Genomic DNA, 7,742 nt, shown 5'->3' with positions numbered 1-7,742 from the left:
TGTAACGCTTTGAATTCCTTCAGGTAGTTAGGGACAAAATAAGCCAGGTCCACAAACTCACTTTTTTCGAATAACTCCAAAGCCAAATCACCTATATACTTTGCCGAAATTTCTATTTCTAAAAAGATAGCATTATCATGACTGATTAGACGGGAAGCTTTCAGGTTGGCATCGCCTACAAAGTAAACTTTACTTTGTTCCAGATAATTCCCAAAGGAATTTTCATCCAATACCTCTGCGTCCAGATTGGCCAGAGAATCTAAATTCCTGTCGAATACCTCCCGGTAGACCTCCTGCCTCCTCGCATCAAGCATGGCTATAATTAGCGGGGCATCCTCATGATTGACACAGGCAGCCCAGGCCAATGCCTTGAGCGTACTCACACCAATCATCGGAATATTCCACCCAAAAGCTAGTCCTTTGGCCACAGAAACCCCAATTCTCAATCCGGTATAGGAACCCGGACCTTCAGAAACAGCCACCGCATCTATTTGCGTAGCATCAATTCCCGTCTGCTTCAATAAGTCCCCTATCATTCCCATGAGCTTCTCGGAATGCGCTCCTTTCTCATGTATAGATTTTTCTGCTAAAAAAACTCCTTCATGATGCAGCGCTACTGAGCAAACCGGAGTAGAGGTCTCTATGGATAGTATGGTGGGCATCACATTTATTTAGTAGAGGCAGTCAAGATGGCTTTAATCCTGTCTGGATCGCTCAGATAATCCTGGGCCATTTTCACAGCCTCATCTTCGACTAGTCCCGATTCAATCATTCCCTCTTGGAAATAATACCTGGAGACGATCTCCTCGGATAGAATTCTTTTGATCTCTTCTTTATTAGTAACCAGATCTTGTTCCTTGCTGTGATTTACCCGCTTTTCCAATGCCTCGATCTGTTCTTTTATTTCATCATAATACTCCACCTTTTCGGCATTCTTCTTCATGTCCTCCACAGACTTCTCCAAGTAGGTGGTATAATCATAATCCTTTCCATCTAGCCATGACACGAATTTCTCATAATCTGCATCTGAGATCATAAAATCTGCCGGCTTTGCGATTTGCTCATGCTCATAGAAGTATTCCGTAGCAAAATCAAAGACATGATTTCTGGCCACCAAACTGTAAGAAATCGGTGCATAGCTCTTGTCGTCCACTTCAAGATCAGGTTCTATTCCGGCGCCATCTAGCACAGTCCTTCCATTTTTGGTCTTAAATGCCTGCCTCAAGGAATCAGGAACTGTCACCAACTCATGGCTTTCTCTACTTTGTAGGTAATCTATGGCTTGGATACATCTACCTGAAGGGATGTAGTACTTGGCAGTAGTCACTTTCATCTGCGCATTATAGGTCAATGGTACCGTGGTCTGAACCAAACCTTTGCCAAATGACTTTCTCCCGATCAAAACTGCCCGGTCATAATCCTGAAGTGTGCCTGCCACAATCTCAGATGCTGAGGCACTACGTTCATTAAGCAAAACCACCATCGGTATTTTTTTATCTACCGGAGTTTTGGTGGTCTTATAGGTATGATTGACATTCTCCAACTTCCCTATAGTCTTCACCACTTCCTTCCCTTTTGGGATAAATAGGTTGACAATTTCTGCAGCTTCATTCACTAATCCACCAGGATTGTCCCGAAGATCAAGCACCAATCGCTCTATCCCTTGGTTTTTCAGATCCACCAGTGCATTCCTGACCTCAGTCGAGGCGTTGGTTGTGAATTCTGCCAACTTGATATAACCGGTGTGCTCATCCAGTTTCCCATAGTAGGGCACGTTTTTGATTGCGATTTTCTTACGGATCAAATCAAACTCCAAAGTATCATTCCCCCTTTTCACTTTCAGGTGAAGCCCTGTATTTGGAGGGCCTTTTAGCAACTCCGACACGTCAGTTGTCTCTAATCCACTTACCCTTGTACTGTCTATCTGAAGGATGTAATCGGCTATCTTCAGTCCGGCCATCTGCGCAGGGAAACCAGTATAAGGCATAATCACCATACTTCCCTCTCCCCGATTGCCTATCAATGCGCCAATCCCCCCATACTCACCCGTAGTCAAAAGTCTAAAATCATCTGAATCCTCCTCGGGAATGTAAGTAGTATAAGGATCCAACTCCTCCAGCATGGCATTAATCCCTATGGTCACTAGCTCATCAGGATCGATTTCATCCACATAATAAGAGTCTAGCTCCCTCACCAATGTCGCGAAAATATCGATGTTTTTTGCTATAGCGAAAAGCCTGTCATTTTTGGCTTTGAAAGCTAAAAACCCGCTAAGCACTACTGCCCCCAACGCAAAAATCAAAAGGGATTTTTTCAAGGATTTATTCATGGTCTGTATGGTTTTCGGAAATAATTTGAGTCAGCCTTTCCAGCACCTGGATCACTTTAGGTTCCAATGCCGAGAATTCCATCAAGTCGGAACTTACGTAGATTAGACCAATTGACAAACTATGATCTGATTCAGGAAGAAGGGATTTATTGAGCCTGTAGGCCTCTTTTATCCTACGCTTGACGTAATTACGCCCCACTGCCTTCTTTATTTTCTTCTTCGAAACGGAAAACAGCACCCGGGTGGTTCCGGCATCTTCACCCTTTTTAACAAAATACTGGACTTTGAAGGGGTATAAAAAAAAAGAGGAACCTTCGTTAAAAAGTTCCTTGATAAGCTTATCGGCGTGCAGCCGCTCACTTTTTGGGAGTCGGTAATTCATCACAAGGACTAAATTCGTATGTGAACATACGAAAATCAGTGCAAAGAATTACTTCTTCAATGTCTTTTCAGAAGAAACAGTCAACTTGTGTCTTCCTTTTGCTCTTCTAGCTTTGATTACTCTTCTACCGTTAGCAGAAGACATTCTTTCTCTAAAGCCGTGCTTATTTTTTCTTTTTCTACGAGAAGGTTGAAATGTTCTTTTCATGATCGAATATCTTTATCTAATTGCTTTCTAAACTTTGCTTCTCAGGAATCACCCCCAAAAAGGACTGCAAAGATAAGTACCATTTCTGTAAATACAAACAAGCCAAATAACATTTGTCTGAAAACAATATCATCCACTATGATACATTATCACATTGAAGCCCAAAACCCTACAGCCCAATTCATCCAAATCCGTCTCAGCTTCACCGTAAGCAAGATTTCCACTGTAAAACTCCAGCTTCCGGCATGGAGAGCAGGCCGTTATTATTTGGCAAATTACGCTCAAAATATTAGAAACTTTCAAGCAAAAGATGCCGAAGGAATAGAAATAAACTCCCTTAAAGTAAGCAAAGACCTCTGGGAACTGACCCCCAAGCAAACCGGAAAGGTAGAAGTAAGCTATGAGTACTACTGTGCCAAAATGGATGCCGGAGCCTGCTGGGTGGATGATGAACAGGTTTACCTGAATTTCGTAAACTGCTGCTTTGAACTTAAAGGAAGGCAAGACGAAGAAATCCAAGTAAAAGTAGTCACTCCCAAAGAATACCTCATCGCCGCCACCTTACTACAAAAAAATGGGGTTTTCTCAGCCAAAGACTTCCAGCAATTGGCTGATAGTAGCTTTCTGGCTTCGCAAACCCTTAAAAGTGACTCGTATCAGGTTCAGGGCACACTTTTTCACCTTTGGTTTCATGGCGAAATTCACTTTGATCTCCAGCAATTCAAATCCGAACTTATCAAATTTACCGAAAAGCAGATCGAGGCTTTTGGGGAATTTCCGGTCTCAGAGTACCATTTCATTTTTCAATTGCTTCCTTACCCGCACTATCACGGGGTGGAGCATCAGCGAGGAACGGTCATCACATTTGGTCCCGCGGCTAGCTTATCCTCCAAGAAACAAATGGATGAACTGCTTGGTGTCACTTGCCATGAGCTATATCACGCTTGGAATGTGTGCCAGATCCGACCGAAAGAAATCATGCCTTACGACTTCTCCAAGGAAGCTTACCATCAAGCCGGATGGATGGTAGAGGGAGTTACCACGTACATGGGGGATATTTTTCTATTAAAGTCAGGATATTTCAGCATCTCGGATTACTGCGAGACATTTGAGAAAATACTAAACAGAGAAGCGATGAACTTCGGCTGGAAAAATCACTCCATCCTGGAATCCAGTCATGACCTCTGGCTGGACGGATATATGATCGGGATCCCTGACCGAAAAGTCAGCATTTACACGCATGGGGCATTGATAGCTTTTTGTCTGGACTCCATGCTACTGGACGAAACCTCCTCTCTGCATGTGGTGATGAGTAAGCTTTGGGAGAAATATGGCAAGTCCAAAGTAGGGTATCAATTAGATGAAGTCTGGGAGACAATCCTGTCTCAAACCAAACAGACAGATACTTTCAAAGACTTCTACAAAGACTATATTTCTGGCAATGCGGATATTTTCCCACTAGTTGAAAAACACATGAATTCACTAGGGATAAAGCTCCGCAGGAAGGCAAAAGAGGACAGCTGGGCAAGTAATTTTGGGATCATCCGCCAGGAAAATGGAAAAATCACCAAACTACATCCCGCAAGTCCTGCCTACAAAAACCTGATGCTGGGTGATATCATCCGAACTATTAAGCCAAACCAGGATGGGCTTGAGCTTACATTAGAAAGATATGGCAGAAATCTTACTGTATTTGTCCCAGAGTCGGAGGAAAGGTACTTTATGGATTACGAACTATCCGTGCAGGAAAGCACCTCTAAAAGAACCCGCTGGGCGAAGTAAAAACATGCATAAACTAGTGCTTCGCAAAGGGTGATAAAAAACACCTTCTAAGAATCTAATCTGTACAGGTCTGTGGGAATCCGGTGTGCTTGCAAAAAATAAAAGGCTGTCTCAAAAAGGCTTCTCGATGTCTATCTGAGCGGAGTCAAATGCCATTCCAGTAAATCAGGAAACATTTCGACTTCGCACGATGTAACGAGCGATACTTTTGAGACAACCCTTATTCAATACTTGTAGATTGCTGCGATTAATTAAATATGGAATCGTCTAACTCCTGGTTGAATTTAATAGAAGTCACCTTAGCTTCAAGTGGCATAGGCATCATATTGCTGGAAATCACCATAGTCATGGGCATCAATAGTCCATCGTGCTCCTGGTAATCCAAATATTTAATTGTACCTGCTGCATCGGATTTGGTCTGAACTTTCAAGCCAGTCTCTACACTGTAATACTCGGTAGAGTTACCCTCACCTCCGGTGTTAAATGCCAACTTATGAACCTGCTCACCCTCTAGCTCTTCAGTACCTTCGTAAGTCACAGTGATTCCTAACTGATCTAAAAACAGCTCTCGAAACAGGTAAACCTGATTTTTCACCACGGTGGCTACCTGCTCGTCGGTAAGCTTTTGCTCCTGCCCCATGGCAGTCACTGTACCGGCTCCGTCTTTTACCACAGTTTTGGAAACCACATTGCCATTCATTTCGGTCACATTCAGTAAGCGGCTATTTTCCTGATCACTTACCCCGGTGATCATTAGCTTCATGCCTTGGATCTCGGCCTCCATATCCATCTCCATATTTCGGACAGCCTTCATTTTGGCTTCTCCACCTATGGCTTTGATGTAGCTGGCGATGACTTCTTCTACAGTGTTGTCATCTGCATTGACCGTCAGCTTTTCTTTTTCAACCTCTATAGCCTGAGTAGCTACTGGAGCTGCCAAAAGGCCAAGTGCAAGTACTATAATTTGCTTTTTCATTTTGCTATTAGTTAAAATCCGCATCAGTTAATGCAGGATTGATTTCTATAGAAGCCACCTTGGCCTCCAGTGGTACAGGAATCATTGCGGACTTGATCGTCTGAGTCATGGGTATCAGCACGCCTTCTTTCTCCTGATAATCGGAATAGAAAGTATCCCCAGAAACTGGGTTTTCATTTTTGATTTTCAAGCCAGAGTCCACCGCATAGTAGTTATTAATGGTGGAGCCAAGTGGAGTAGTGACGATCACTTTGTATGCAGGAGTACCCTCCACATCCTTGATGCCATCTAGCGTCAAGGTATATCCCATGGTTTCATAATACAGCTCTGGCAAAAAGAACATGCCCAATTTCGCGGCGTCCAGCTGCTCATCCGTCATCTCCACCGTTTGACCCTGGACGATGGCATTTCCTTTTCCGTCCTTGATCACAGCAGTTTGCATTACATTGCCACCCACCTTGGTTTTTTGAATATAGCGCATATTCGAGTCATCATAGATCATATCTATAGCCAGCTGATTTCCCATCACATCGGCTTCCATGACCTGCTTCACAGTCTTAATGGAGCTCGCTTTGGCTTTGCCTCCTATTGCTTTCAAGTAGTCTTCAATCACGGAGGAAGCCGTGACATCTGCATCTACAGCAGCCATTTCTTGGGCAGGAAAGCCCATGTTGTCAAACATTTTTACCTCTCCAAACTGTGCCAACTTATCTTTGATCTCGGTTCCATTGCCCACAGCAGTGATGTAGAGTTTGTCAGGATTTACCAAGTCTTTTGCAGTTTGATTGATGTCCTCTACGGTCAACTCATTCATTTTCTGTAGGTAGGTTTCATAGTAATCTTCCGGCAAATCATACCGCTCTATGTTCAAGGCAAAGTTAGCTATGGTGGCCGGACTCTCTAGAGACCTACCAAAGGAACCCGCCAAGTTTGCTTTGGCTTTTTCCAGTTCCTCCTGCGATACTCCTTCTTCTACTAGCTTGTTGATTTCATAGATGAATTCATACACAGCGGAGTCTGTCACCTCAGTCCTTACAGAGGCATTGGCAGAAAACTGGCCGATTAATTTATCTGAAGCAAAAGAAGAATAAGCCCCATAGGTGTAGCCCTTATCTTCACGTAGATTCATGAAAAGTCTTGAGGAAGATCCCCCACCGAATATCTGATTCAACACCCTACTTGGGATATAATCTGCATCCCCAATAGTAAGGTCAATCGGCTGCGCAATATCAATGACCGTCTGTACAGAAGAACTTCTATCGACCAATCCTACCATGTTTTGCTCAGCTGGAGCTGGATCAGGATAGGTAAAAGTCGGGACATTTCCCGGCTCCCAATCACTGAAATGTGCATTTACCACTTTTTCAGCTTCAGTTTTGCTCATATCACCCACTATTGCCAGGTAGGCGATATTTGGCTTGAAAAATGTCTGGTAATACTGCTTGATATCCTCCACGGTCACATTTTTCAAAGTTTCTTCCGTTCGCACTTCCCCGTATGGATGATCCTTGCCATAAACCATCGCGCTGGTCAATCTGCCAGAAATGGCATTTGGCTCGTCTTTACTTGTTGCCAAAGCAGTGATCGCCTGCTTTTTCAATTTCTCTAGCTCTTCCTCCGGAAAAACAGGGTTGAAAAGCACGTCAGCCATCAAGTCTAGGACTTTTTCCTGATGCTTTTTCAGGGAAGAAACTGAAACCGAAGTAGCCGAAGCGCCTAAGGAAGCACCGATAAAATCAATCTCCTCATCCAGTTCATCCTTGGTACGATTGGTAGTTCCTGCCGTTATCATCTCTCCTACAAAGCCCGTCATGCCTGCCTTGTCTCCTTCCATCAGTGGATCCCGCTCAAAAACCAGCGTAAAAGAAACCCTAGGAAGTTTATCGTTTTCTACTACAAATACTTTCAGTCCGTTATCCAGGGTGAAAGTCTCCGCTTCGCCAATCTTTATTACCGGCGCCGGTCCTGCTTTTGGAAACTGACTTCTGTCCACCTGAGCAAAGCTCACGACAGACACCAAAAGGCTCAATACAAAAGATATTGCTAATTTTTTCATGTCTTTGTTA

The 7,742-nt window shown here is 43.6% G+C and carries 7 protein-coding genes (1 of these 7 running past the window's edge); 1 reads left to right on the top strand and 6 read right to left on the bottom strand.

Annotation, left to right across the window (positions count from 1 at the left end):
• The 4 genes in view from tsaB to rpmH are tightly spaced (at most 48 nt apart) and all read right to left on the bottom strand, a layout consistent with a single transcriptional unit that may run on beyond the window.
• A protein-coding gene (gene tsaB / locus PBT90_RS01890) for a tRNA (adenosine(37)-N6)-threonylcarbamoyltransferase complex dimerization subunit type 1 TsaB (protein ID WP_264808661.1) crosses the window boundary here: on the bottom strand, positions 1–662 show its 5' portion. The gene continues 28 nt to the left of window position 1, outside the view; only the first 662 of its 690 coding nucleotides appear in the window; its start codon is at positions 660–662; its stop codon lies off the left edge, out of view.
• Positions 663–667: 5 nt separating this feature from the next.
• Entirely contained in the window at positions 668–2,329 is a 1,662-nt protein-coding gene (locus tag PBT90_RS01885) for a S41 family peptidase (RefSeq protein ID WP_264808660.1), read from the bottom strand.
• Positions 2,322–2,711: a ribonuclease P protein component gene (gene rnpA, locus PBT90_RS01880; RefSeq protein ID WP_264808659.1), complete on the bottom strand. Its 390-nt coding sequence runs from the start codon at positions 2,709–2,711 to the stop codon at positions 2,322–2,324. Before rnpA ends, PBT90_RS01885 begins: the two co-directional genes overlap by 8 nt.
• Positions 2,712–2,759: 48 nt before the next feature.
• Entirely contained in the window at positions 2,760–2,918 is a 159-nt protein-coding gene (gene rpmH, locus PBT90_RS01875; RefSeq protein ID WP_092729746.1) for a 50S ribosomal protein L34, read from the bottom strand.
• Between the two features lie 138 nt (positions 2,919–3,056).
• Between rpmH and PBT90_RS01870 the strand changes: the two genes are divergently transcribed.
• Positions 3,057–4,700 (top strand): M61 family metallopeptidase, encoded by a 1,644-nt coding sequence (locus tag PBT90_RS01870; protein ID WP_264808658.1) that lies wholly within the window; start codon positions 3,057–3,059, stop codon positions 4,698–4,700.
• Positions 4,701–4,947: 247 nt separating this feature from the next.
• On the opposite strand, the gene PBT90_RS01865 is transcribed toward PBT90_RS01870, so the two are convergent.
• Positions 4,948–5,676 (bottom strand): outer membrane lipoprotein-sorting protein, encoded by a 729-nt coding sequence (locus PBT90_RS01865; protein ID WP_264808657.1) that lies wholly within the window; start codon positions 5,674–5,676, stop codon positions 4,948–4,950.
• Positions 5,677–5,683: 7 nt separating this feature from the next.
• Positions 5,684–7,732, bottom strand: coding sequence for a M16 family metallopeptidase (locus tag PBT90_RS01860; protein WP_270131262.1), 2,049 nt, complete (start codon positions 7,730–7,732; stop codon positions 5,684–5,686).
• Positions 7,733–7,742: the final 10 nt, after the last annotated feature.

This window comes from Algoriphagus sp. TR-M9 (genome assembly GCF_027594545.1).
GTDB classification, from domain to species: Bacteria; Bacteroidota; Bacteroidia; order Cytophagales; family Cyclobacteriaceae; genus Algoriphagus; species Algoriphagus halophytocola.
The sequence above is the reverse complement of the archived record's forward strand: the minus strand, read 5'-3'. Positions and strand labels throughout refer to the sequence as shown.